The 22,604-nt window shown below is 63.9% G+C and carries 14 protein-coding genes and 6 pseudogenes; 4 read left to right on the top strand and 16 right to left on the bottom strand.

The window, feature by feature from the left end:
- Positions 1–14: 14 nt before the first annotated feature.
- From preA to hydA, 3 pseudogenes are all read right to left on the bottom strand, one after another.
- Positions 15–1,288: pseudogene (gene preA, locus AB5975_28460) on the bottom strand (NAD-dependent dihydropyrimidine dehydrogenase subunit PreA).
- Positions 1,289–2,655, bottom strand: a pseudogene (locus AB5975_28455) (NAD(P)-dependent oxidoreductase). It lies immediately after the preceding pseudogene.
- 83 nt (positions 2,656–2,738) lie between these two features.
- A pseudogene (gene hydA / locus AB5975_28450) lies at positions 2,739–4,176 on the bottom strand (dihydropyrimidinase).
- Between the two features lie 343 nt (positions 4,177–4,519).
- On the opposite strand from hydA, the gene AB5975_28445 reads away from it, so the two are divergent.
- Together AB5975_28445 and AB5975_28440 are read left to right on the top strand one after the other, a co-directional pair.
- Positions 4,520–6,037, top strand: coding sequence for an NCS1 family nucleobase:cation symporter-1 (locus AB5975_28445; GenBank protein ID XDR20306.1), 1,518 nt, complete (start codon positions 4,520–4,522; stop codon positions 6,035–6,037).
- A gap of 11 nt (positions 6,038–6,048) precedes the next feature.
- Entirely contained in the window at positions 6,049–7,332 is a 1,284-nt protein-coding gene (locus AB5975_28440; GenBank protein XDR20305.1) for a Zn-dependent hydrolase, read from the top strand.
- Between the two features lie 18 nt (positions 7,333–7,350).
- On the opposite strand, the pseudogene AB5975_28435 reads toward AB5975_28440, so the two are convergent.
- From AB5975_28435 to nhaB, 6 genes and pseudogenes are all read right to left on the bottom strand, one after another.
- Positions 7,351–7,889 (bottom strand): annotated as a pseudogene (locus tag AB5975_28435) (AAA family ATPase).
- A gap of 36 nt (positions 7,890–7,925) precedes the next feature.
- Positions 7,926–8,885: a ribonuclease Z gene (locus AB5975_28430; GenBank protein ID XDR20304.1), complete on the bottom strand. Its 960-nt coding sequence runs from the start codon at positions 8,883–8,885 to the stop codon at positions 7,926–7,928.
- 17 nt (positions 8,886–8,902) lie between these two features.
- A complete protein-coding gene (locus tag AB5975_28425; protein ID XDR23050.1) occupies positions 8,903–9,349 on the bottom strand; it encodes an NUDIX hydrolase in 447 nt (148 codons plus the stop codon).
- A gap of 84 nt (positions 9,350–9,433) precedes the next feature.
- Positions 9,434–9,979 (bottom strand): lipocalin family protein, encoded by a 546-nt coding sequence (locus tag AB5975_28420; protein XDR20303.1) that lies wholly within the window; start codon positions 9,977–9,979, stop codon positions 9,434–9,436.
- Between the two features lie 78 nt (positions 9,980–10,057).
- Complete coding sequence (locus AB5975_28415; GenBank protein XDR20302.1) at positions 10,058–10,675, bottom strand: dihydrofolate reductase family protein; 618 nt, start codon at positions 10,673–10,675, stop codon at positions 10,058–10,060.
- Positions 10,676–10,805: 130 nt separating this feature from the next.
- Positions 10,806–12,308 (bottom strand): sodium/proton antiporter NhaB, encoded by a 1,503-nt coding sequence (gene nhaB / locus AB5975_28410; GenBank protein ID XDR20301.1) that lies wholly within the window; start codon positions 12,306–12,308, stop codon positions 10,806–10,808.
- Positions 12,309–12,458: 150 nt separating this feature from the next.
- Between nhaB and AB5975_28405 the strand changes: the two are divergent.
- Positions 12,459–13,270 (top strand): annotated as a pseudogene (locus AB5975_28405) (crotonase/enoyl-CoA hydratase family protein).
- A gap of 37 nt (positions 13,271–13,307) precedes the next feature.
- On the top strand, positions 13,308–14,138 hold the full coding sequence (gene nudC / locus AB5975_28400) for an NAD(+) diphosphatase (protein XDR20300.1): 831 nt from the start codon (positions 13,308–13,310) through the stop codon (positions 14,136–14,138).
- Here the strand turns inward: nudC and AB5975_28395 are convergent.
- The 7 genes and pseudogenes from AB5975_28395 to purB form a co-directional block, all read right to left on the bottom strand.
- On the bottom strand, positions 14,106–14,885 hold the full coding sequence (locus AB5975_28395) for a TSUP family transporter (GenBank protein ID XDR20299.1): 780 nt from the start codon (positions 14,883–14,885) through the stop codon (positions 14,106–14,108). The two genes, nudC and AB5975_28395, sit on opposite strands and share 33 nt — an antisense overlap.
- Before the next feature lie 140 nt (positions 14,886–15,025).
- A complete protein-coding gene (locus AB5975_28390; protein ID XDR20298.1) occupies positions 15,026–15,856 on the bottom strand; it encodes an alpha/beta fold hydrolase in 831 nt (276 codons plus the stop codon).
- 81 nt (positions 15,857–15,937) lie between these two features.
- Positions 15,938–17,227, bottom strand: a complete 1,290-nt coding sequence (locus AB5975_28385) for an NAD(P)/FAD-dependent oxidoreductase (protein XDR20297.1) — start codon at positions 17,225–17,227, stop codon at positions 15,938–15,940.
- Between the two features lie 77 nt (positions 17,228–17,304).
- Positions 17,305–19,263 carry a DNA topoisomerase III gene (locus AB5975_28380; GenBank protein XDR20296.1) on the bottom strand — a complete coding sequence of 653 codons (1,959 nt, stop codon included), beginning with the start codon at positions 19,261–19,263 and terminating at the stop codon, positions 17,305–17,307.
- A 168-nt stretch (positions 19,264–19,431) separates the two neighbouring features.
- Positions 19,432–19,859 (bottom strand): annotated as a pseudogene (locus AB5975_28375) (GNAT family N-acetyltransferase).
- A complete protein-coding gene (locus AB5975_28370; GenBank protein ID XDR20295.1) occupies positions 19,852–21,018 on the bottom strand; it encodes a cupin domain-containing protein in 1,167 nt (388 codons plus the stop codon). Before AB5975_28370 ends, AB5975_28375 begins: the two are co-directional and overlap by 8 nt.
- 81 nt (positions 21,019–21,099) lie before the next feature.
- Entirely contained in the window at positions 21,100–22,470 is a 1,371-nt protein-coding gene (purB, locus tag AB5975_28365; GenBank protein ID XDR20294.1) for an adenylosuccinate lyase, read from the bottom strand.
- Positions 22,471–22,604 lie beyond the last annotated feature (134 nt).

The raw sequence follows: 22,604 nt of genomic DNA, 5'->3' as shown, positions 1-22,604 counted from the left end.
GGTAGCAGCTTGCTTCAACTGGCCTCGCGGTAGGGGTTGCGTGGGTCCTGCGTCCAGTTCAGGTATGGCTTGCCGGTATCCTGCGCCTCCATCTCGATGCAGTTTTCAACCGGGCAGGTGATTTGGCACAGGTTGCAGCCCACGCATTCCTCTTCGATCACGTTGTACGCATGGGTACCGTCAGCCTTGAGCGTGCTGGCAATCGCCTGGTGCGAGGTATCCTCACACGCAATGTGGCAGCGCCCACAGCCGATACAGGCCTCCTGGTCGATATGCGCCACCGACTTGTAGTTGATGTCCAGGTACTTCCAGTCGGTGGTGTGCCCTACCGCCTGGCCACGGAACGCCTCGATATTGGCGTGCCCATGCTGGTCCATCCAGCGTGCCAGGCCGTCCTTCATGTCCTCGACAATACGGAAACCATGCAGCATCGCCGCCGTGCAGACCTGCACGGCGCCACTGCCCAAGGCCATGAATTCCGCTGCATCACGCCAGTTGCCGATACCGCCGATGCCACAAATCGGCAAGCCACGGGTGTCTGGGTCGCGGGCGATTTCTGCCACCATGTTCAGGGCAATCGGCTTCACGGCCGAGCCGCAGTAACCGCCATGGGTGCTCTGGTCACCGACGATGGGGTGGGCCACCATGCGGTCCAGGTCGACGCTGGTAATGGAGTTGATGGTGTTGATCAACGACACCGCATCGGCCCCACCACGGTGGGCGGCGCGGGCCGACTGGCGGATGTCGGTGATGTTCGGCGTGAGCTTCACGATCACGGGCAACGCGCAGTAGGTTTTGCACCAGCGGGTGACCATTTCCACGTATTCCGGCACTTGGCCTACCGCCGCGCCCATGCCGCGCTCCGGCATGCCGTGCGGGCAGCCGAAGTTCAGCTCGATGCCATCAGCCCCGGTGGCTTCCACCAGCGGCAGGATGAATTTCCACGACTCCTCCACGCAGGGCACCATCAGCGAGACGATCAACGCCCGGTCGGGCCAGTCCTTCTTCACCTGGGTGATTTCGCGCAGGTTGATGTCCAGCGAGCGGTCGGTGATCAGCTCGATGTTGTTGATGCCTTGCACCATGCGGTTGGCGCCGTAGTGCGCCGAATAGCGCGACGACACGTTGACCGCCGCCGGGTCTTCCCCAGTGTTTTCCAGACCACGCCGCCCCAGCCGGCCTCGAAGGCGCGGACCACGTTGTAGGCCTTGTCGGTTGGCGGTGCGGAGGCCAGCCAGAACGGGTTGGGTGCCTTGATGCCGGCGAATACGATAGACAAGTCGGCCATTTACGCTGCCTCCACGTTGAGCATGAGTTGGGCATGGATGGCTTCGGCGGCCAGCTTGCCGTGTTGCACCGCCTGGACGGTGAGGTCCTGGCCCAGCGCGGTGCAGTCGCCGCCTGCGTACACGCCCGGCAGGCTGGTTTGCATCGTTTCATCAACGCGGATACGTTCGCCGTCGCGGGCCAGTTGTGCGGCCACCGGGTCGCCAAGGCTGGCCTCGTCGAAGCGCTGGCCGATAGCTTTGAAGATGGCGTCGGCGGCCAACTCGAAGGTTTCGCCGGTGTCGCGCAGGCGGCCGTCCGCCAGTTCGGTGCGGGCAAAGCGCATGCCGCGCACCTTGCCGGCGTCATCGAGCAGCACAGCATCAGGGCGGGCCCAGGTGTGCAGGCGCACCTGGTTGGCCTTGGCGATGTCCTGCTCGTGGCCGGTGGCACCCATGTCGGCGTGGCCACGGCGGTACACCAGGTTGACGTCGCGGGCACCCAGGCGGCTCATTTGCACGGCCATGTCGATGGCGGTGTTGCCGGCACCGATCACCAGGCAGCGGTCGGCCAATGGCAGCTGGCTCAGGTCATCGGCCTGGCGCAACTCGCGGATGTATTCGGTGGCGGCGAGCACGCCGGGGCTTCTTCATCGGGAAGCCCCAGCTGGCGCACGGCATTCAGGCCAAGGCCCAGGAACACTGCGTCGTACTGGTCGCGCAGTTCACCCAGGCTGAGGTTGCCGCCCAGGCGCTGGCCATGGCGAACTTCAATACCGCCAATGCCCAGCAGGAACTCCACTTCGCGCTGGGCGTAGTCATCCACCAGCTTGTAGCGGGCGATGCCGTACTCGTTGAGGCCGCCGGCCTTGTCGCTGGCCTCGAACACCACCACGTCATGCCCGTGCATCGCCAGCCGGTGGGCGCAGGACAGCCCGGCAGGGCCGGCGCCAACCACGGCAATGCGCTTGCCAGTGGCGGGCGAGCGCTTGAACGGGTGTTCGCTGAATTGGGCGTTGTCCAGCGCGTAGCGCTGCAACTGGCCGATCAGCACCGGTGCGCATTCCTGGGCGTTGTTGCGCACGCAGGCTTGCTGGCAAAGGATTTCGGTGGGGCACACGCGGGCGCAGCTGCCGCCGAGGATGTTGGCCGAAAGAATGCGCTCGGCGGCGCCTTGCAGGTTTTCGTCGCTGATGCGGTGGATGAACGAGGGGATGTCGATGTCGCTGGGGCACGCGTTGACGCAGGGGGCGTCGTAGCAGTACAGGCAGCGTGCACTTTCGACGGCGGCCTGGCGGGCGGTGAGGGGTGGGGCCAGGTCGCTGAAGCGCTCGGCCAACTGGTCGGCGCCGGCCCGGGGGCGCGGCAAATGGTTCAGGGCGTCGATCACGGGTGTAGCCTCTCTATTTTTTATGGGGCAGGCGACAGGTAATGCGATGGGTTTTGGGGCCGCTGCGCAGCAGCCCCAATGGCTTAGCGCTGAACGGGCGTCGGCCGCTGCTGTTCGGCCCTGCGCCCCAGCACCTCATACACCGACGGATACGCCGGCCGTTCCACATACCGCCCTGCGCCGGCTTCGGCGCGCAGGTCACCGTCGGCCCAGAGCACCTTGCCCTGGCTAATGGTGTGGCTGGGGATGCCGCGCACGGTGCGGCCTTCGAAGATGTTGAAGTCCACCCGCTGGTGGTGGGTTTGGGCGGAGATGGTGCGGGTGCCCTCTGGGTCCCACAGCACCAGGTCGGCATCGGCACCCACGCGGATGGCGCCCTTGCGCGGGAACAGGTTGAAGATTTTCGCCGTGTTGGTGGAGGTGAGTGCGACGAACTCGTGCATCGACAGGCGCCCGCTGTTGACCCGGCATCCCACAGCACCGCCATGCGGTCTTCGATACCGGCGGTGCCGTTGGGGATGCGGCTGAAGTCGTCGCGCCCCATGGCTTTCTGCTCGGCGCAGAAGCAGCAGTGGTCGGTGGCGGTGGTGTGCAGGTTCCCGATTGCAGGCCGCGCCACAGCGCCTCCTGATGCTCGCGTGGGCGGAACGGCGGGCTCATCACATAACCGGCGGCGGTGGCCCAGTCCGGGTCACGGTAAACGCTGTCGTCCAGTAGCAGGTGGCCAGGCAAGACTTCGCCGTAAACCGGCTGGCCCTTGGCGCGCGCATAGGTGATTTCATCCAGCGCTTCACGGCTGGAAATATGCACCACATACAGCGGTGTACCAATCGTTTCGGCAATGCGGATGGCGCGGCTGGCCGCTTCACCTTCCACTTGCGAAGGGCGCGAAAGGGGATGTGCCTCTGGCCCGGTCAGGCCCTGGGCCAGCAGCTTTTTCTGCAGGTGGTACACCAGCTCGCCGTTCTCGGCATGCACGGTGGGCACCGCGCCCAGTTGCAGGCAGCGCTCGAAGCTGGCCACCAGGGTGTCGTCGGCGGCCATGATCGCATTCTTGTAGGCCATGAAATGCTTGAAGCTGTTCACCCCATGCTGGGTCACCAGCTCGCCCATCTCTTCGGCCACCTGCTCGCTCCACCAGGTGATGGCGACGTGGAAGCCGTAGTCGCTGGCGCTTTTCTGCGCCCAGCCGCGCCAGGTGTGGAAGGCCTCAAGCAAGGATTGCTGCGGGTTGGGGATGACGAAGTCGATGATCGATGTGGTGCCGCCGGCCAGGCCCGCAGCGGTGCCGCTGAAGAAGTCCTCGCTGGCCACGGTGCCCATGAACGGCAACTGCATATGGGTGTGCGGGTCGATGCCGCCGGGCATCAGGTACTGGCCGCTGCCATCGAGAATCTCGCAGTCGGTGGGCGGTTCGAGGTTTTGCCCGATGGCGCGAATCAGGCCATCGGCACACAGGACATCGGCGGGGTAACTCTCTTCGTGGGTAACCACGGTGGCGCCACGGATCAACAGGGACATGCCGTTTTCCTCGCAGGCTGACCGGTCTTGGCCGGTTCTTGGAATTGTCTTGGGTGCAGGCAGGCAGGGCGGTTAATCCTGTCAGTCCTGACAAGATTCGAGGCTAGATGCTGATCTGGAAATCAGCAAGAAAATTTTCCCATTAAATTTGTGGTCTTTAACTATTTGATATTTAACATTTATTTTTTAATGACCTGCTGACTGCGGGGCTTTCAGAGGTTTTTGACTTACTTGACAAGATGGAATTCTGGTCAAGATTTCTAAGCACCAATGCGCGTGTGTACTCCGGCCATCGAATTAGCCCGATGAGCAAACAACTACAAGAAAATCTGGAGAAGGCCCCATGCAACAGAGCAGATCGGAAGTGGTCGAGCAAAATGGCCTGTTCGAGCTGTCCGAGGGTAGCGATGTCCTCGACAGCCCGCGCTACAACCACGACATCGCACCGACCAAGGTGCATCAGCGCACCTGGAACAAATGGCACATCACCGCCCTGTGGGTAGGCATGTCCATCTGCGTACCCACCTACACCTTGGGCGGCGTGCTCACCGCCTACTTTGGCCTCAGTGTCGGCGAAGCGTTGCTGGCAATCCTGCTGGCCAACGTGATCGTGCTGATACCGCTTACCCTCAACGCCTTCCCCGGTACCAAGTACGGCATACCGTTCCCGGTGTTGCTGCGCTCGTCGTTCGGCATCCTGGGCTCCAACGTACCGTGCCTGATTCGCGCGGTAGTCGCCTGTGGTTGGTTCGGTATCCAGACCCTGTTCGGCGGGCTGGCCATTCACCTGTTCCTCGGCTCGGTGTTCGACGGCTGGAAGGCCCTGGAGGGCACCGGTGAGGTGATTGGCTTCATGATTTTCTGGTGCCTGAACCTGTGGGTGGTACTGCGCGGCGCCGAGTCGATCAAGTGGCTGGAAACCCTCTCGGCACCGCTGCTGGTGGCGGTGGGCGTCGGCCTGCTGTTCTGGGCCTTGCCGCACATGTCGATGACCGAACTGCTGGCGCAGCCGCCCAAGCGCCCCGAAGGGGCGAGCGTGGTCAGCTACTTCTGCGCCGGGCTTACCGCCATGGTCGGCTTCTGGGCCACGTTGTCGCTGAACATTCCCGATTTCAGCCGCTACGCCCGCAGCCAGAAGGACCAGATTCTTGGGCAGATCTTCGGCTTGCCGCTGACCATGTTCCTGTTCGCTTCGCTAGGTGTGGTGCTGACCGCCGCCTCGGCGTCGCTGGTGGGCGAAACGGTGTCCGACCCGGTCAGCCTGATCGGCAAGATCCACAGCCCGTTCTGGGTGGCCCTGGCCATGGCGCTGATCGTGATCGCCACGCTGTCGACGAACACGGCGGCGAACATCGTGTCGCCGACCAACGACTTCCAGAACATCGCCCCTCGGCTGATCGGGCGCAGCCGCGCGGTATGGCTGACTGGCTTCATCGGCCTGGCCTTGATGGGCCATGAGCTGCTGAAGAAGCTGGGGTTGATCGTCTCCGACCTGAGCCTTGAGAGCGTGTATTCCAACTGGCTGCTGGGCTATTCCAGCCTGCTGGGGCCGATTGCCGGGATCATGGTGGTGGACTACTTCCTGATCCGCCGGCAGCAGTTGGACCTGGCTGGGCTGTACCGCGACGACGTGTACCCGGCGTGGAACTGGGCCGGGTTTGCCGCCTTCGCCTTGCCGGTGGGGCTGACGGTGTTGGCAATTGGCAACAGCAGTTTCAGCTGGTTCTACGACTACGGCTGGTTTACCGGCTCGCTGCTGGGTGGGGCGCTGTACTACGTCTTCGCCGGCCTGGCGGCACGCAACCCAGTGGGAGCGGGCTTGCCCGCGAAGAGGCCCGCACCAACAACAAAAAAAGCCTGAAGGAGATACCCGTGACCCCCGTCAAAGAGATCCTGAAGACCACCGCCCAGCACGTCGACAGCAACCGGCTGTGGCAATCGCTGATGGACCTGGCGCGCCTCGGTGCCACCGCCAAGGGCGGCGTCTGCCGCCTGGCCTTGACCGACCTCGACCGCCAGGCTCGAGACCTGTTCGTGCAGTGGAGCGAGGCCGCTGGTTGCACGGTCAGTATCGACGCGGTCGGCAACATCTTCGCCCGCCGCCCTGGGCGTAACCCCAAGCTGCCACCGGTGATGACCGGCAGCCATATCGACACCCAACCCACCGGCGGCAAGTTCGATGGCTGCTTCGGGGTGATGGCCGGGCTGGAGGTGATCCGCACCCTCAACGACCTGGGCGTGGAAACCGAAGCACCGCTGGAAGTGGTGGTGTGGACCAACGAGGAGGGTTCACGTTTTGCGCCCTGCATGATGGGTTCAGGCGTGTTCGCCGGCAAGTTCACCCTTGCGGACACCCTGGCCAAGCGCGATGCCCAGGGTGTCAGCGTTGGCGAAGCGTTGAACGCCATTGGCTACGCTGGCCCGCGTGCGGTGCTGGGCCACCCGGTGGGGGCGTATTTCGAAGCGCATATCGAGCAGGGGCCGATTCTGGAGGATCAGGCCAAGACCATCGGCGTGGTCCTTGGCGCCCTGGGCCAGAAGTGGTTCGACCTGACCCTGCGCGGCGTCGAAGCCCACGCCGGCCCAACGCCCATGCACCTGCGCAAGGACGCCCTGGTAGGCGCTGCCGCCGTGGTGGAGGCGGTCAACCGCACCGCCCTTGGCCACCAACCGCATGCCTGTGGCACGGTAGGTTGTCTGCAGGCGTACCCAGGGTCGCGTAACGTGATCCCGGGCGAAGTGCGCATGACGCTGGACTTCCGTCACCTCGAAGGCGAGCAGCTGAATGCGATGATTGCCGAGGTACGCGCGGTGATCGAAGCGACCTGCGCCAAGCATGGCCTGAGCCATGAGCTGGTGCCCACGGCCGACTTCCCGGCGCTGTACTTTGACAAAGGCTGCGTCGATGCCGTGCGCGAATCGGCCAAGGCCTTGGGCCTGCCGCTTATGGACATCGTCAGCGGTGCGGGGCATGACGCGATCTTCCTGGCCGAGCTGGGGCCGGCGGGGATGATCTTCGTGCCGTGCGAAAACGGCATCAGCCATAACGAGATCGAGAACGCCACGCCTGGTGACCTGGCAGCGGGATGTGCGGTGTTGCTGCGGGCGATGCTGGCGGCGTCGGAGGCGATTGCCAGCGGGCGGTTGGCGGCATAGCACCTCGGGCGAACGTCTCTACTGGGCGCGCGCTGTTGATACAGGCTGTCTGAGGTCTGCCAGCAGCGCCTCAATCTGTCGCCTACCTTGCACATGCACCACCGGCACCTGCGGCCCGACAGCCTGGCGCATCGCCTCGATCCCAGGCCGATAGCCCCGATCGAATGTCCACACAAACTTGAGAAACTCCAGAAACGCCCGGTCCAGCCGCTCGCTGCAACCAGCAGGCAGGTCCGGGCGTGGCTTGTTCAGCACACTGCGCAGGATCACCCTTTTCAGGCACGTCAGCCGTGGCGTATCCAGCCAGATGACCAGGTCGGCCCGGGGCAAGCGCAGGTCGAATGTGCGGCGAGCATAGTTGCCCTCACATACCCAGGTTTCCCCGGCAACCGCTTCGCGCACGCGGGCGCGGAACGTCTGGCATCTGCCTCCACCCAACCGGCCTCCCAGAACAGCGTGTCGAGGTGCACCACGGGCGCCCCCAACCGTGCGCCAATCTGCCGGGCCAGGGTGGATTTACCACTGCCGGCGTTGCCCAGTATCACGATGCGTTGCATGGCCAAGTCCTTTTGGAAAAAACCGGCCATGCTAAATCATCCGACCGGCTCAAGACAGCCATCACGGCCAAGGTGATAGCGCTGCAGGTCCTGCGCCAGGGTCAGCTGCCCGCTGTAATGGGCGAGGGCCTCGTCGCGCACGTTGTCGATGTTGGGGCTACGCCTTGGGTCGCTTTGGTAACGGGCGCTGAAATGCGTCAGTACCAGGTTGCGCACACCAGCGCCCTCGGCAAAGCGCGCCACTGCAGCGGCGGTGCTGTGGCCGAACGTGACCCCGGTGCGTTCGACCACCGCCTGGGTGAACGTGGCCTCATGCACCAGTACGTCCGCACCCTTGGCGACGTCGGCCAGCAGCTCGGGGTTGTCGTTGTCCCCGCACACGATCACCCGCCGTGGCGGGCGTGACGGGCGCAGGTAGTCGTGACCGTCCAGCAACTGCCCGTCATGCTGCACCGTCAGGCCTTTGGCCAGTTCGCCCCACAGCGGGCCACGGGGGATACCTTCGGCTTGCAGCCGCTGGGTGTCCAGGCGGGGTTCGGGGTTGAGTTCAGTGAACACGAAGCCCACGCTGGGCACCCGGTGCGACAGTTGCACGGTGGTCACCTGCAGGGCCTCGTTGCGCCATTCGGCCAGTTCCTCCACGGCCAACAAGCGCAACTCGAATGGCAGGAACGTGTCGCTGGCCACCAGGCCCTGGCGTACCCAGTCGTGCAGCGCGACGGGCAGAATCAGCTCCAGCGGCTGGGTGCGCCCGCTCATGCCAGCGCTGGCCAGCAGGCCGGGCAGGCCAAAGCAATGGTCGCCATGCACGTGGGTGATGAAGATTGCACGCAGGTCGCGGATCGACAGTGGCGTATGCAACAGCCGGTGCTGGGTGCCTTCGCCGCAATCGACCAGGTACCAGTGGCTGCCGTTGGTTTCGATCACGGCCGTGGCGCTGACATTGCGTGCCTTGGTCGGCACCCCGGCGGAGGTGCCGAGGAACAGCAGGTCCATGGTTCAGGTTCCCTTTTTCAGCTCAACAGCGACAGGTCGCGCAGCAGGGCCTGCAGCCCTTGTGGCACCAGCGGGCCAATGCGTGCGAAGTCGGCGCTGTCGCACCAGCGCGCACGGAACGGGCTGCTGTCGGACTCCTGGCCGTCAAGCCAGTCTTGCTGGTACAGGCTGGCATCATCGAAGCGCGCGTCATACACCTGCACGATCTCATGCCCTGGCTTGCCGGCATAGGTGAACAGGCTTTCCAGGGTGCCGAGCAGTTTTACCGCGCTGATCGGCTGGCCCAGTTCCTCGGTGATTTCCCGGGCGATGGCGTCGCGGCCCAGCTCACCGAACTCGATACCGCCACCCAGCGGGCGGCACAGGGTCTGCCCACTGGACGGGTCGTCGAACACGTTGACGAGGATCTTGCCCTGATGGTGGAACACACACAGGGCAAGAAAGCGGATGCGCGGTGTTGGCAGCGGTTGGGGCGTCACGGGCTCGTTCCTTCGAGGCGATAAAGGGCGCACACCATAGCCCGATTGCCGCCTGCCGTCGACGGCCTGCTAGTCGCCCTGGCGCCAGATGAGCTTGCTGGTGTCATAGCCTTGCTCGCGAGCGATCGTCAACAGTTGCTCGCGCTGTTGGTCGGTGACCGCCGGCGTGCGCGAAAGCAACCACAGGTACTCACGGTTGGGGTGCCCGACCAGCGCCACGCGGTAGTCTTTGTCGTGGTACAGCACCCAGTACTCGCCCTTGGTCAGGCCCGGTGCCAGGCGGCTGAACCAGTTGTCGAAGCGTACCCACAGCTTGTCGGTGCTGCCCGGTTGCTGGGCCTCGGCGATGCCCTTGGCTTCATTCCATTGGCCGTCCTTTTCCTTGCAGCGGTTGGTTACGTCGATGCGGCCATCGGTACGCAGGCCATAGTGCGCCTCGGACTGCACGCAGTTACGCTGGAAGAACATGGGCAGCCGTGCCAGTTCGTACCAGGTGCCCTGATAGCGTTGCAGGTCCACCTGCTGGGTGCGCGGCGGTGCCGGGTGATCGTTGCCAGCGCAGCCGAGCAGGGCCAGGGTCATGCAGGAAAGCAGCAGCGTGGTACGTAGCGCCATGGTGAACCTCCTTGAGGCGGATGGGGGCTTACCTGTGTTTCGATGCGGGCGCGGGGCAAAAGTTGTACGCGTTTACCTTTATTCGAATGAGCCGGTCTGCACTTGACCTGCGCGCACGTAGCGGGCGATGACCACGCCCTTGGGTGAGACCACCCAGTGCTGCAGGGTGAAAGCCGCCGCTGCCGCATCATTGCCGAACAGGCGTTTACCGTGGCCTAGCAGCAAGGGGTGGATCAACAATTGCAGTTCATCGACCAGGTCGGCCGCCAGCAGTTGCTGCACAAGGTCGGCGCTGCCCTGGGTCAGCAGGTTGGCGCCGTCTTGCTGTTTAAGTGCGCTTACCGCTGCGGCTACGTCCCCGCCAAGCGGGTGGCTGTTGTGCCACTCGAGGGTAGCAGGGGTGTGGGTGGCTACGTGCTTGGGTACGCTGTTGAACAGGTTGGCGATGGAGAAGTCTTGCGAGTCGTCTTTTATTTTTGGCCAGTAGCCAGCAAAGATGTCATACGTGCGCCGGCCGAGCAGCAACTCGAAGGGCTGGCTGAACAATGCCTGCATGGCCTGGCCGAAGACTTCTTCGGCGTAGGGCACGATCCAGCCGCCGTAACTGAAACCGCCGCTGGTGTCCTCTTGCGGGCCACCGGGGGCTTGCATGACGCCGTCGAGGCTGATGAAGGCGGCTACGATGAGTTTGCGCATGGGGACTCTCCGGTTGGCAGCCTGGGGGTGGCGGCCTTCATGGGTAGTCGAATGGCAAAAGGCAAAATCGACAGGGTTGACCTGTGCCGGCCCCTTTCACGGGCTCACCCGCGAAAGGGCCGTTACAAACTCACAGCCAGTAGGTCACTGCCCACCATCCCAGCCCACCCATCACTACGGTATAGGGCAACGCCATCCACACCATTCGGCCATACGACAGCCGGATCAACGGCGCAATCGCCGAGGTCAGCAGAAACAGAAACGCCGCCTGCCCGTTAGGCGTCGCCACGCTGGGCAGGTTGGTGCCGGTGTTGATCGCCACCGCCAGCGTTTCGAAATGCTCGCGGCTCATGCCGCCATTGAGAAATGCCTGTTTCACTTCGGTGATATAGATAGTGGCGACGAACACGTTGTCGCTTATCGCCGACAGCAAACCGTTGGCCAGGTACAGCATGCCCGGTTGCTGCTCGGTCGGCAGAGTCAGCACCCAGCTGATCAAGGGGCTGAACAGTTGCTGCTGGTGAATTACTGCGACCACGGCGAAAAACACCACCAGCAGCGAAGTGAACGGCATGGCGTCCTGGAAGGCACGGCCCAGGCGGTGTTCGTCGGTGATACCGGTAAAGGCCGTGATCAGCACGATCACCATCAGGCCAATCAGGCCGACCTCGGCCACATGCAGCCCCAGGCAGATGATCAGGATCAGCGCAGCGAGCCCTTGCACCCACAGTGCGATGCGTTGCGCCTGAGTGCGCGCGGCGTCGTCTTCGGCCGCATAGGCGGCCAGCACCTGGCGTACCGGCTCGGGCATCAACGTGCCATAGCCGAACAGGCGCAGCTTTTCCAGCAGCACGCAGGTCAGCAGGCCGGCACCCAGCACCGGCAGCGACACGGGGGCCACCTTGAAGAAGAAATCGGCGAAGTGCCAACCCATTTCGTGGCCGATCAGCAGGTTCTGCGGCTCGCCCACCAACGTGCAAACCCCGCCCAGGGCGGTGCCCACCGCGCCATGCATCAGCAGGCTGCGCAGGAAGGCGCGGAACTGGTCGAGGTCTTCGCGGTGCAGCTGGGCGACCTGCTGGTCGCTGTCCAGTGCACTGTCTTCACGCGGATTGGCCCCGGACGCGACGCGGTGGTACACCGCATAGAAGCCGACGGCGGCGCTGATGATTACCGCCGTCACGGTCAGCGCATCGAGAAACGCCGAAAGAAACGCCGACAGCACGCAGAACAGCAGCGACAGGATTGCCTTCGAGCGCACCCCAAGCAGGATGCGCGAGAACAGGAACAGCAGCAGCTCCTTCATGAAGTGAATGCCGGCCACCATGAACATGAGCAGCAGAATCACCGGGAAGTTGTGTTGCAGTTCCTCGTACAACGCCTGTGGTGTGGTCATTTGCAGCAGCAGGGCTTCGACCAGCAACAGGCCGCCGGGCATCAACGGGTAGCACTTCAGCGCCATGCCCAAGGTGAAGATGAACTCGAGCACCAGCGCCCAGCCGGCCGCAACCGGGCCTACGGTTACCAGCAGCAGCGGGTTGAGCACCAGGAACAGGCAGATAATCGCCTTGTACCAAAGCGGCGACTGGCCCAGAAAGCCATGGGCGAGGGCGCCGGTCAGGGAGCGTGACATGAATATGTATCCTTATAATTCGGCGATGGCGCACGGTGCCGTATCAGCACGACTTAGGCAAGTCGCGCAGTCCCGCTTTTGGCACAAGTGCGGTCATCGGGCTGGGTTAACATCCGGGCCATGAACCTTTCACCCGCAGGAGTGCCGCCCGTGACCGAGTACAGTGCATTCAAGGTCGAACTGACCGACAACATCGCCCACGTTCAGATCAACCGCCCGGAAAAGGTCAACGCGATGAACGCGGCCTTCTGGGATGAGATCGTCGAAATCTTCCAGTGGATCGACGACACCGATGCCGTGCGCGCCGTGGTAGTCAGCGGTGCCGGCAAGCACTTCTCTGCCGGTATCGACCTGATGATGCTGGCGTCCCTGGCCGGGCAGATGGGCAAGGACGTGGGCCGCAATGCGCGTTTCCTGCGCAAGACCATCCAGCGCCTGCAGGCCTCGTTCACTGCCGTGGACAAGTGCCGCAAGCCAGTACTGGCCGTCGTGCAGGGCTATTGCATCGGCGGCGCTATCGACCTTGTCTCGGCCTGCGACATGCGTTACTGCAGCGTTGATGCGCAGTTTTCGATCAAGGAAATCGACATGGGCATGGCGGCCGATGTCGGTACACTGCAACGTTTGCCACGTATCATCGGCGACGGCATGATGCGTGAGCTGGCCTTCACCGGGCGCAATGTGGCGGCCGACGAGGCGCTGCGCATAGGCCTGGTCAACCGGGTTTATGATGATCAGGCCGCACTGATGGACGGTGTCTTTGCCATCGCCCGCGAAATTGCCGCAAAATCGCCAATCGCCGTGGCCGGCACCAAGGAAATGCTCAGCTACATGCGTGACCATCGCATCGACGATGGCCTGGACTACATCGCCACCTGGAACGCCGCGATGCTGCAATCCGAAGACTTGCGCGTGGCCGTGGCGGCGCACATGAGCAAACAAAACCGACGTTCGCCGACTGATCGGGCCGGGGGACGCGCAGTAAAGGAACCCCCCGACATGTCAGCACGCTGGACTACCGCAGTACTCGACCCGCAAATCACCGGGGGGCTGGCCGTGGCCCGCAGCCCGGACGGGTTTCTGGTGGACGCCAACGACGCGCTGTTCCCCCGCGACTGGCTCAAGCGCCAGGACCTCAATGTGCTGTGCGAGCACGGCATCGGCCATTTTGACGGCCAGCCGGTGTTCCTGCTGGAACTGTGCAGCGCCACCGATGTACCCGGCTGCAGCTGGCGCGGCCTTCGCGCCTTCATGCTCGAAGGCGACTTCGACACCTACAAGGTGCTGGGCTACGCCGCGCAAATCGGCACCTGGGCCCGCGAGCACCGCTTCTGCGGCAGCTGCGGCCAGGCCATGACGCAAATTCGCTGGGAGCGGGCAATGTATTGCCAGCCCTGCGACCTGCGCAGCTACCCGCGCATCTCGCCGAGCATGATCGTTTTGGTGACCCGTGGCGATGAAATCCTGCTGGCGCGTTCGCCACGCTTCGTCACCGGGGTGTACAGCACCTTGGCAGGTTTTGCAGAGCCGGGTGAATCGGCCGAGGACTGCCTGGTGCGTGAAGTGCGAGAAGAAGTGGCGGTTGAGGTGCAGAATATTCAGTACGTCGGCAGCCAATGCTGGCCGTTCCCGCATTCGATGATGCTCGGCTTCCATGCTGAGTACGCTGGTGGCGATATCGTCATGCAACCGGACGAGATCGAGGACGCCCAGTGGTTCAGCGTTCACGACCTGCCGCCGCTGCCGGCCGGGCGCTCCATTGCCCGGTATCTGATCGACCTCTACGTGGCGCGCCGCTTAGGCCTGCCCGAACCAGTGCTGCCACGCTAGGCGAACGGTCAACGCCAGTACCACGGTGATGAACACAGGGCGGATGAATTTGCTGCCGCCACTGATCGCCGTGCGTGCGCCGAAGAAGGCGCCGACCATCACCGACAGGCCCATGCACAGGCCGACGATGTAGTCCACCTGCCCGGAAATGATGAACACCGTCAGCGCCGCGATGTTGCTGACGAAGTTCATGCTGCGCGCCACGCCGCTGGCGCGGACCAGGTCGATGGGGTACAGCAGCAGGGTGCTGACCGTCCAGAACGCCCCGGTACCCGGGCCGGCCACGCCGTCGTAGAAGCCCAGGGTGAAGCCTTGCGGCACTTGCCACTTCTTCTTGATGGGGGCATCGGCATCCAGCGGCGCCTTGGGCGTGCCACCGAACAGCAGGTAGATGCCACAGGCGAAGACGATGACCGGCAGCATCTTGTTCAGCCATTCGGCGGGCATGTAGTGGGCGATGACCGCGCCGAGCAGTGCCCCGATCAAGGTGGCGAACAAGGCAGGGCGCCACTGCGCCGGGTGGAAGAGTTTGCGCTTGTAGTAGGTGAAACCGGCGGTGGCCGAGCCGAAGGTGGAGCTGAGCTTGTTGGTGCCCAGTACCAGGTGCGGCGGCATGCCGGCGGTGAGCAGGGCCGGGGTGGTGAGCAGGCCGCCGCCACCGGCGATAGCATCGATGAAACCGGCGACGAAGGCGACCAGGGCCAGTATCAGCAGAGTTAGGGGTTCTACGGTGAGTTCGAAGGGCATGGGTTTTGACAGGCAGAGAGGCAAGGGGCGGCAAAGAGCCGCACTAGAAGGGGGACATGGTAATCCTCGGGTGAATGTGTTGCCAGTGCCGGCCTCTTCGCGGGTAAGCCCGCGAAGAGGCCGGTGTAGACGCAACTACATCAACTACGGATAAATGCCAGTAAATCCGCGTTGATCACATCGGCATGGGTAGTCGGCATGCCATGCGGGTAGCCCTTGTAGATTTTCAGCGTGCCATTGGGCAGTAACTTGGCCGACAGCACCCCGGCGTTTTCATACGGCACGATCTGGTCATCGTCGCCATGCATCACCAGCACAGGCTGCTCGATACCCTTCAGGTCCTCCGTGAAGTCGGTCTGGGAAAATGCCACGATGCCGTCGTAATGGGCCTTGGCGCTACCGATCATGCCCTGGCGCCACCAGTTGCCGATGATACCTTCGCTGGCTTCGACACCGGGGCGGTTGTAGCCGTAGAACGGCCCGGCTGGAACATCCCGGTAGAACTGCGCCCGGTTGCTGGCCACCTGGGCCTGGAAACCGTCGAACACCGCCTTGGGCAGGCCGCCTGGGTTGCCGGGCGTTTGCACCATCAGTGGCGGTACGGCAGCGATCAGCACGGCTTTGGCCACCTTGTCTTCCGGGTGTCGGGCTATGTAACGCACCACCTCGCCACCCCCGGTCGAGTGGCCGACATGCACAGCGCCCTGAGTGCCCAGGTGGGCGACCACGGCGGCCACATCGTCGGCGTAGTGGTCCATGTCGTGCCCGTCCCATACCTGGCTGGAGCGGCCATGGCCACGCCGGTCGTGGGCGACCACGCGGTAACCTTGGGCGAGGAAGAACAGCATTTGCGCGTCCCAGTCATCGGCACTGAGCGGCCAGCCATGGTGGAAGTGGATGACCGGGGCATCGCGCGGGCCCCAGTCCTTGTAGAAAATCTGTACGCCATCCTTCGTGGTCACATAGCTCACGGTCGGGTCTCCTGTGTGCAGGCACCTAAGGGAGCTATTGAGAATAGGAGAGATTTCAGCGTAGCAAGCGCCCGGCCGTCTTCAGACGCGATCGCGCATTCTGTACCAGGCCTTGGCGGCAGCTTCCAGTGGTGCTGCCAGCAGATCGCCGCCGGGGAACCGGCCGTTGTCGATCCCTTGGTACAGCGTCAGCAGGTCGTCGTCACCGAGGATGGCGTCGCTCACGGCCCGTGCTGCAGCCAGGGTCGGCAGCACGCCGTGGCCGGAGAAGCCCTGCAGCCAGTAGCGCTGGCCTTCGCGGCCGACGTCCGGGGTGCGCTGGATGCTGCAGTCGATATGGCCGCCCCAGGCATAGTCGATGGCTACCCCGGCCAGTTGCGGGAACACCCGCTCCAGGTAGGGGCGGGTGGCGCTGGCGACGTCCTTGGGAATGCCCCCCAGATAAGTGCAGCCACCGCCGAACAGCAGCCGGTGGTCTGGGGTGAGGCGGAAGTAGTCGGGCACGAACTGGTTGTCGATCACGCAGCTGTTGCGCGGCAGCAGCGAACGGGCCAAGTCGGCGTCCAGCGGCGCGGTAGCTACCTGGTAGGAGCCAACGGGCAACAGGCGCCTCGACAGACCACGATCGAGGCGGTCGATGTAGGCGTTGCAGGCCAGCACCAACATCTGGGCGCGTACTTCGCCGTGGTCGGTACGGGCGACAAAGCCGTCGCCAGCCTGGTGGTAACTGAGCACCTGGCTTTGCTCGTAGATGCGCCCGCCAGCAGCCTCGAGGGTGCTGGCCAGGCCTTGCGCCAGTTTCAGCGGGTTGAGGTGTGCCCCTTTGGCGTCGTACAGCGCGGCCTGGTAGCGCGGGCTGTCGACCCATTGCGGCAGCTCGTCACGGCCGATCAGGCGCAGGGCGTCGTAGCCCCACTTGTGTTCGGCCTCGTGCAGGGCTTCTTCAAGTATTTTCACTCGGCGCGGCATGACAGCAGTCCACAGGCTGCCCAGCCGGTAGTCGATATCGAAGCCGTGGCGCTGGGGCAGTTCGCGCATTTCGTCGGCGGCCCAGCACATGCTGGCCCACAACCGTTGGGTACGTTCGATGCCCAGGGCTTTTTCCAGCGGCGGCATGTCGCACGACCAACCCAACAGCGCCTGGCCCCCGTTGCGCCCGGAGGCAGCCCAGGCAACCCGGCTGGCTTCCAGCAATGTGACGCGCTTGCCGGCCTGAGTCAGGCGCAGGGCAGTGTGCAGGCCGCTGAAGCCGGCGCCGATGATGAGTACGTCGGTGTCGTGGGTGCCTTGCAGGGTAGGGCGTAATGGGATGTTGGCGGGGTAGGTCTGGGCGTAGTAGCTGGCGACGTGCTGAGCGGACTGTTTGAACATGCCGGGCTTCCATGAAATTTATTGTGGTTATTTTCATGAAAACTTAGCATGTAAATTTCATGGTGCCAATGTGACGGTCAGGTTGAAGCCTTTTTCCGAGGCTGCCGCGGCTTGCTGGCGGTAGCCTTGCTTCCAGCCGCTTTGCTTTTTCCGCCACCGCGACGCTTCTTTTTCCAGGGAGGCGCCGCCCCGGCCGCCGGCCCGCTGATTGTCATGCGCATGCCACTGCACCGCTCGACCAGCTTGCCCATCCACGTTGATTGCCTGGCGACGAACTCTTCCAGGGTCATCTCGCCGCTTTGCACCATGTCCAGCGCCTGCTCCCAGATTGCCGTGGTGCCTGGGTCGGCAATGGCGCGCGGCACGGCGTCGATCAGGCTGAAGGCTGCTGGCGTGGCCGCCAATGCCTTGCCGTTCTTCACCAGGTAACCACGGTCGAGCAGGCCCTGGATAATACTGGCGCGGGTGGCCTCGGTGCCGATGCCGGTGGTTTCCTTGAGCTTCTGTTTCAGTCGTGGATCGTCCACCAGCTTGGCCACGTTCTTCATCGCCTTGATCAGGTCGCCTTCGGTGAACGGCTTGGGCGGCTGGGTCCACAGGTCTTTCAGCTGCAGGCCATGCACTGTGCAGTCCTGGCCTTCGCACAGCGCTGGCAGCACCTGGGCCGGTGGGGCTTCGCGACCCTTGGCTGGCGTCAGCGCTTCGGGCAGGGCACGGCGCCAACCCGGTTCGACAATTTGCTTGCCCACCGCGCGCAGGGCATGGCCAGCGCAGTCGAAGTCGGCCTGGGTACGATCGTACTCATGGTTGGGCAGGAACTGCGCCAGGTAACGGGCGCGGATCAGGGTATACACCGCCTTGTGCTTGGCCGGCAGGCGCGACGGGTCACTGGCGGCGGCAGTGGGGATTATGCCGTGGTGGGCGCTGACCTTGGCGTCGTTCCAGGCCCGTGAGCGGCGTTGCGGCTCGAGGTAGGGTTGCAGCGGCGTGAGGCTGGCATCGGCTCGCTGCAGTGCAGCGAGGATCGCGGGTGCCTCGGCATGCTGGCTTTGCGGCAAGTAGCCGCAATCGCTGCGCGGGTAGGTGATCAGTTTGTGGGTTTCGTACAGGGCCTGGGCAATGTCGAGGGTTTCCTGGGCGCCCAGGCCGAATTTTTTCGAGCACAGCTCCTGCAGGGTGCCGAGGTCGAAGGGCAGCGGCGCGGCTTCGCGGACGCGCTCGGTGGCTACCTTGACGGCCCGGGCAGTGGCGGCATTGCCGATGTCGGTGGCGGCCTGTTGTGCCAGGTCCTGCTTCAGGCAGCGACCCTGGTCGTCGCAGGCGTCTTCGGGGGCGCGCCATTGGGCATTGAAGCGCTGAGCGGCGTGTTCCAGTTGCACCTCGATGGCCCAGAACGGCACCGGCACGAAATCGGCGATGCTGCGGTCGCGGTCGACCACCAGGCGCAAGGTAGGTGTTTGTACCCGGCCCACCGGCAGCACGCCCTGGTAGCCGGATTGGCGGCCCAGCAGGGTGAACAGCCGGCTCATGTTCATGCCGATCAGCCAGTCGGCGCGCGAGCGACCTAGCGCCGAATGGTACAGGTTGAACGTTTCATGGCCCGGCAGCAGGCGCGCCAAGGCCTTGCGGATGGAGGCGTCATCCAGCGCCGACAGCCACAGGCGCTGCACCGGGCCACGGTAGCGGCAATGCTCGACCAGCTCGCGGGCGATCATTTCGCCTTCGCGGTCGGCGTCGGTGGCGATCACCAGCTCCCGTGCTTCGCCGAGCAGGCGCTTGACCGCCTTGAACTGGCTGGCAGTCTTGGGCTTGACCAGCATCTTCCACTTGTCGGGAATGATCGGCAGGTCGGCCAGGTTCCAGCGCTTGTAGCGTTCGTCATAGCTGTCGGGCGGGGCGGTTTCCAGCAGGTGGCCGATGCACCAGGTGACGCAGACGTCGGTGCCTTGCCAGCAGCCGTCGCCTTTGCGGTTGGCGCCGAGCACTTTGGCGATGTCTTTTGCCTGGGAGGGTTTTTCGCAGAGGAACAGGCGCATGGCCGGGGACGCTTTATCGGGGCTGATAGGCCCTAGGATGCGCAAGCAGGGGCGCGGAGGCAAGTTTTATCTGGATGGATGTACAGGTTTTTTGTCAGCAAGGATATACATGACGTGTACCGGCCTCTTCGCAGGCTTGCCCGCGAAGAGGCCGGTACACGTCATGAATCAGACGCGCGAGTCGCGCACCATGTCCACATGCGGGATGCCGGCTTCGAGAACTCTTCGCTGACTACGCGAAAGCCCAACCGCTCGTAGAACGGTGTGGCGTGTACCTGGGCGCTGAGCATCTGCTGCTTCAGGTCGCGGTTCTGCGCTTCGTCGATAACCGCATTCATCAGCGCGTCACCCACCTTCAGCCCGCGCCAGTCCTTCAGCACCGATACCCGGCCAATGGTGCCGTCAGGCAGCAGGCGGGCAGTACCGATCGGGTAGTCGCCTTCCTGGGCCAGGAAGTGCGCTGCGGTCGGGTCATCCGAGTCCCACTCCAGCTCTGGTGGCACGTGCTGCTCGGCAATGAACACCGCTTCCCGGATACGGCGAATGTCGGCGTTGTCTTTCTGCCAGTCGGCGAGGCGAACGCTGATCTTATTCATTGGCGAATCCCAGACTTCCCTGTTTGACCAACTGCTGTACCAGCATAAGGCCATCTTCGTCTTGCAGCCAGTCTGCCAGGTTGTCGATGTGCAGGGCGTCGGCCGCGCATACCAGCTTCAGCAGCTCGCGCAATTTGCCCGGCAGTGGGCAGCTGCGGCCGCTGGCGAACAGCAACAGGTCGTCTTCGAATTCCGACCAGGCCAGGCGTGCGCTCGGGTTGCGGATCAGGATGGCGCCTTGTTCAAGGGCGTCGATCAGCTCTTCCTCGCTCAGCTCTTCGCCGACGATCTGCTCCGGGTAGCGCGGCTCGGTCATGAATTGGCCGAACCAGGTCAGCAACAGGTCCTTGTCGCCCATGTGCTTGTCGAGCAGCGCCTTGAGGCGGTCGAGCGCGTCGTGCTGGATCTGGTGCGGGTCGCTGGCTGGCTGGGCGTCAGCGTCGCTGTAGCGCTCTTCGTCGGGCAGGAACTGGCCCAGGAAGTCGGTGAAGTGGGTCAGCACTTCGGCGGCGCTAGGTGCGCGGAAGCCTACCGAGTAGGTCAGGCAGTCGTCCACGGCCACGCCGTAGTGGGCCAGGCGCGGTGGCAGGTAGAGCATGTCGCCGGGTTCCAGGGTCCACTCTTCGCTCTGCTCGAACTCGGCCAGGATACGCAGGTCGGCGTGCTCCAGCAGCGGGCTGTCGCTGCTGCACATCTGGCCGATCTTCCAGTTGCGCTGGCCGTGGCCCTGCAGCAGGAACACGTCGTAGTTGTCGAAGTGCGGGCCGACGCTGCCACCGGGGGCGGCGAAGCTGATCATCACGTCATCAATGCGCCAGCTGGGCAGGAAGCGGAAGTTTTCCAGTAGCTCGGCCACTTCCGGGACGAACTGGTCCACGGCCTGTACCAGCAGGGTCCAGTCCTTTTCCGGCAGCTCGGCGAAGGTGTCTTCGTTGAACGGGCCGCGACGCAGTTCCCATGGGTGGGCGCCGTGCTCCAGCACGATGCGCGACTCGACTTCGTCTTCAAGGGCCAGGCCGGCCAGTTCGTCGGGGTCGATGGGGCTGATGAAGTCCGGGAAGGCCTGGCGCACCAGCAGCGGCTTCTTCTGCCAGTAGTCGCGCATGAATTCGCGGGCCGAGATGCCGCCGAGCAGCTGCAGTGGAGTATCAGGATTCATGTTCAACCTATTGAAAAAACGTAATTTTCGTCCGGGAATAAAAACGCCCGGCCAGGCCGGGCGTTGTACGCGACGGTCAGCTTAGATGCGTTTGGCCTGGGCTGCCGCGTTACCGATGTAGGTAGCGGGGGTCAGCAGCTTGAGCTCGGCCTTGGCGTCGGCTGGCATGTCCAGGCCGTCGATGAAGGTCAGCAGCGCTTCAGGGGTGATGCCCTTGCCACGGGTCAGCTCTTTGAGCTTCTCGTAGGGGTTTTCGATGTTGAAGCGGCGCATCACGGTCTGGATCGGCTCGGCCAACACTTCCCAGCAGGCGTCCAGGTCGGCGGCGATGCGGGCTTCGTTGACTTCCAGCTTGCCGATGCCCTTCAGGCTGGCTTCATAGGCGATGACGCTGTGGGCAAAGCCCACGCCCAGGTTGCGCAGCACGGTGGAGTCGGTCAGGTCACGCTGCCAGCGCGAGATCGGCAGCTTGCTGGCCAGGTGCTGGAACAGCGCGTTGGCGATACCCAGGTTGCCTTCGGAGTTTTCGAAGTCGATCGGGTTGACCTTGTGCGGCATGGTCGACGAGCCGATTTCGCCGGCAACGGTCTTCTGCTTGAAGTAGCCCAGCGAGATGTAGCCCCACACGTCACGGTCGAAGTCGATCAGGATGGTGTTGAAGCGGGCAATGGCGTCGAACAACTCGGCGATGTAGTCGTGCGGCTCGATCTGGGTGGTGTACGGGTTGAACTGCAGGCCCAGCTCGTCTTCGATGAAGGCGCGGGCGTTTTCTTCCCAGTCGATTTGCGAGTAGGCGGACAGGTGGGCGTTGTAGTTGCCCACGGCGCCGTTGATCTTGCCCAGCAGCGGCACGGCGGCAACCTGGGCGATCTGGCGCTCCAGGCGGTACACGACGTTGGCCAGCTCTTTGCCCAGGGTGGTCGGCGAAGCCGGCTGGCCGTGGGTGCGCGACAGCATCGGCACATCGGCGTGGGCGTGGGCCAGGGCGCGGATGGCGTCGGCGATCTGGCGCATCAGCGGCAGCAGCACGTCGTCACGGCCGGCGCGCAGCATCAGGGCGTGGGACAGGTTGTTGATGTCCTCGCTGGTGCAGGCGAAGTGGATGAATTCGCTGACTTTGGCCAGCTCAGGCAGCTTGGCGGCCTGCTCCTTGAGGAGGTATTCGATCGCCTTGACGTCGTGGTTGGTGGTGCGCTCGATTTCCTTCACGCGCTCGGCGTGTTCCAGCTTGAAATCGCTGGCCAGGTTGTCCAGCAGGGCGGTGGCTTCGGCGGAGAACGCCGGCACTTCGCCGATCTGCGGGTGGGCGGCCAGGCGCTGCAGCCAGCGCACTTCGACCAGGGCGCGGAAACGGATCAGGCCGAATTCGCTGAAGATGGGGCGCAAGGCCTGGGTTTTGCCGGCATAACGGCCGTCTACAGGGGAAACCGCAGTGAGCGAAGAAAGCTGCATGGGGTGTTCTCGGACAGTCAGGCTTTTGGAAGGGCGCATATCATACATGAAAAATGCCTGTAGGAGCGGCCTTGCGTCGCGAAAGGGTCGCGCAGCGGCCCCGGCAACCTATGCTGGGGCGGCGATTCTGGGGC

Origin of the sequence: Pseudomonas putida, assembly GCA_041071465.1 — a bacterium.
GTDB classification, from domain to species: Bacteria; Pseudomonadota; Gammaproteobacteria; order Pseudomonadales; family Pseudomonadaceae; genus Aquipseudomonas; species Aquipseudomonas putida_P.
Note: the sequence above shows the minus strand (reverse complement) of the source record. Positions and strands in the feature narration are given on the sequence as shown.

Excerpts from the sequence above, each read along its gene's own strand:
- AB5975_28445 (XDR20306.1), top strand. The coding sequence starts at position 4,520 with ATGCAACAGAGCAGATCGGAAGTGGTCGAGCAAAATGGCCTGTTCGAG.
- AB5975_28430 (XDR20304.1), bottom strand. The coding sequence starts at position 8,885 with ATGGACCTGCTGTTCCTCGGCACCTCCGCCGGGGTGCCGACCAAGGCA.
- AB5975_28420 (XDR20303.1), bottom strand. The coding sequence starts at position 9,979 with ATGGCGCTACGTACCACGCTGCTGCTTTCCTGCATGACCCTGGCCCTG.
- AB5975_28415 (XDR20302.1), bottom strand. The coding sequence starts at position 10,675 with ATGCGCAAACTCATCGTAGCCGCCTTCATCAGCCTCGACGGCGTCATG.
- nhaB (XDR20301.1), bottom strand. The coding sequence starts at position 12,308 with ATGTCACGCTCCCTGACCGGCGCCCTCGCCCATGGCTTTCTGGGCCAG.
- nudC (XDR20300.1), top strand. The coding sequence starts at position 13,308 with ATGTCAGCACGCTGGACTACCGCAGTACTCGACCCGCAAATCACCGGG.
- AB5975_28395 (XDR20299.1), bottom strand. The coding sequence starts at position 14,885 with ATGCCCTTCGAACTCACCGTAGAACCCCTAACTCTGCTGATACTGGCC.
- AB5975_28385 (XDR20297.1), bottom strand. The coding sequence starts at position 17,227 with ATGTTCAAACAGTCCGCTCAGCACGTCGCCAGCTACTACGCCCAGACC.
- AB5975_28380 (XDR20296.1), bottom strand. The coding sequence starts at position 19,263 with ATGCGCCTGTTCCTCTGCGAAAAACCCTCCCAGGCAAAAGACATCGCC.
- AB5975_28370 (XDR20295.1), bottom strand. The coding sequence starts at position 21,018 with ATGAATCCTGATACTCCACTGCAGCTGCTCGGCGGCATCTCGGCCCGC.
- purB (XDR20294.1), bottom strand. The coding sequence starts at position 22,470 with ATGCAGCTTTCTTCGCTCACTGCGGTTTCCCCTGTAGACGGCCGTTAT.